General features: G+C 64.0%; 3 protein-coding genes and 1 tRNA gene. 2 read left to right on the top strand and 2 right to left on the bottom strand.

Annotated elements, in window-relative coordinates:
* Together cobT and EN750_RS30660 are read left to right on the top strand one after the other, a co-directional pair.
* Positions 1 to 976, top strand: a 976-nt coding sequence (cobT, locus tag EN750_RS30665) for a nicotinate-nucleotide--dimethylbenzimidazole phosphoribosyltransferase (protein WP_127398966.1), incomplete at its 5' end; no start/stop codon positions are given.
* A gap of 87 nt (positions 977 to 1,063) precedes the next feature.
* Positions 1,064 to 1,291, top strand: a complete 228-nt coding sequence (locus EN750_RS30660) for a hypothetical protein (protein ID WP_210212783.1) — start codon at positions 1,064 to 1,066, stop codon at positions 1,289 to 1,291.
* 135 nt (positions 1,292 to 1,426) lie between these two features.
* Here the strand turns inward: EN750_RS30660 and EN750_RS30655 are convergent.
* Together EN750_RS30655 and EN750_RS30650 are read right to left on the bottom strand one after the other, a co-directional pair.
* Positions 1,427 to 1,502: transfer RNA gene (locus EN750_RS30655), tRNA-Lys, on the bottom strand.
* Positions 1,503 to 1,608: 106 nt separating this feature from the next.
* Positions 1,609 to 2,221: PhzF family phenazine biosynthesis isomerase (locus EN750_RS30650; protein ID WP_145968064.1), on the bottom strand; the 613-nt coding region annotated here is incomplete at its 5' end.

The following is a 2,221-nucleotide window of genomic DNA, read 5'->3' as shown; positions in this document are numbered from 1 at the left end:
CTGCCTCGACCTGCCGGCCGGCAGCGATGCCGCGGCCAATGCGGTCGCCCGCCGCCAGGACACGCTGACCAAGCCGCAAGGCAGCCTTGGCCGGCTGGAGACGATCGCCGCCTGGCTGGCGCGCTGGCAGGGCCGCGACATGCCAAAACTCGACCGCGTAAAAGTCTTCGTCTTCGCCGGCAACCATGGCGTCACCGCGCAAGGCGTGTCGGCCTATCCTTCCGAGGTCACCGTGCAGATGGTGGCGAATTTCGCCGGCGGCGGTGCCGCCATCAACCAGCTTGCCCGCATGGCCGGCGCCGAACTCGACGTCATTCCGCTCGATCTCGACCATCCGACAGGCGATTTCACACAAGGGCCGGCAATGGACGAGAAGGCCTTTCTGGAGGCGGTCTCGGCCGGCTATGATGCCGTGACGAAGGATCTCGACCTGATCTGCTTCGGCGAAATGGGCATCGGCAACACGACGCCGGCGGCTGCCATCTCAGCAGCCCTGTTCGGCGGCGGCGCGGAAAAATGGACCGGGCGCGGCACCGGTGTCGACGATGCCGGCCTCAAGCGCAAGGTGGTCGCCATCGAAGCCGGGCTGAAGCGCCACGCCGCAGCGCTCACCGATCCGCTGGGTATTGCCGCGGCACTCGGAGGCCGCGAACTCGCCGCCATCTTCGGGGCGACGCTGGCCGCCCGGCATCTCGGCATACCCGTACTGCTCGACGGCTTCGTCTGCACCGCCGCCGCGGCCCCGCTGGCAAAGCTGCACCCGACCGCCCTCGCGCACACCATAGCAGCCCATGTCTCGGCGGAATCGGGCCACCGTGGCCTGCTCGAAGCCCTCGGCCTGCCGCCGCTGCTCGATCTCGGCATGCGGCTCGGCGAAGGCTCCGGCGCCTGCCTGGCCGTCAACATCGTCCGCTCGGCGCTGGAGTGCCATGCAAGGATGGCGAGCTTTGCCGAGGCTGGCGTTTCGGAGAAGTAGTTATTCATTCCCCGTATCGGGCCGACAAAGATGCCGTTGTCACGACAAAGGACGCATCTTCCCGTAACGGCGATTCTCAAATAGATTTTGCAGATGAAGAAATTTCATCCTGCCGCGGCTGCGGTGTTTATCGCCGGGGCGGTCGCTGTTGTGTTCCGTCACAGCAGCTATTCAAGTCATGGCCCGATCGACACCGGCATTTTCGTTGTCTTCCTGGTCTTCTTCTGGTGGCTCATCAGCGAAAAGACGGAATTGGCGCCAGCGATGCTGCAGCCGGGGAAAAGAGCCATGCTTTTCGATTCGGCCGGTTTCTGAGCCGCATTTTCCAACGCGGCTGAATCGCCACGAGATCCGGATAGCGCGGTTAAAGAATCACAGTCAGACAGCCTGCCCGAGACGCGCCAAACGCGTCTCGCTTTCAGGGTCTTTCCACCAACTCTTCTAGGAATTTGGTGGGTGCGCACAGGATTGAACTGTGGACCCGCTGATTAAGAGTCAGCTGCTCTACCAACTGAGCTACGCACCCACTCGGCCGGCAAAAACCGGCGTTGGCGGGCATATAGCCGCCACCATCGGTCCTGTCCAGCCCTGCCGGAATCATTTCCCGACAAATCGACCGAGCATGCGTTCGATCAGATGAACAGCTTGCCCTCCGCCACCTTGATCGCGTTGCCGCCAATGCGCGCCGAGGCCAGTTTTCCGCCTTGCACGGTCAGTTCGAGGCGGATGCGCGAAGGCCGGCCCATCTCCAGCCCCTGCTCGATCCACAACTGCGAAATGCCGTCGGTCGGCGCGTCGAAATGCATGATGGCGCCGGCAAAGGCCGCTGCCGCCGAGCCGGTTGCCGGATCCTCATAGGAAGGCGTGCCGGGCACGATCATGCGCACATGGAAGGCGCTTTCGTGGTTCACCGTTTCGCGGCAGTAGACATAGGGACTGGCGAAGGCCCACTCGCTCTTGCGCGGCGCCAGTTCCGACCAGGCCTGGTTGTCCAGCCGGATGCGGCCCGCCGCCTCAAGATTGGCAACCGGGATGGTGACGTAGGGCACGCCCGCCGACCAGAACGCGACGCGGTGATTCTCGAAGCCGATCTCATGCGGCGTCAGCCCAAGCGCGGCACCGATCGCCTCCGGATCGGCATCGAGCTTCAGCGGCTCCGGCAGCTTCGCCAGGTCGAACTCGGCAAAAGTGTTGCCGTCATGCTTGCTGACGGCAACACTTTTGCCGAGTTCGACCTGGCGAAGC

This window comes from Mesorhizobium sp. M7A.F.Ca.ET.027.03.2.1 (assembly GCF_003999175.1).
Lineage (GTDB): Bacteria > Pseudomonadota > Alphaproteobacteria > Rhizobiales > Rhizobiaceae > Mesorhizobium.
Note: the sequence above shows the minus strand (reverse complement) of the source record. Positions and strands in the feature narration are given on the sequence as shown.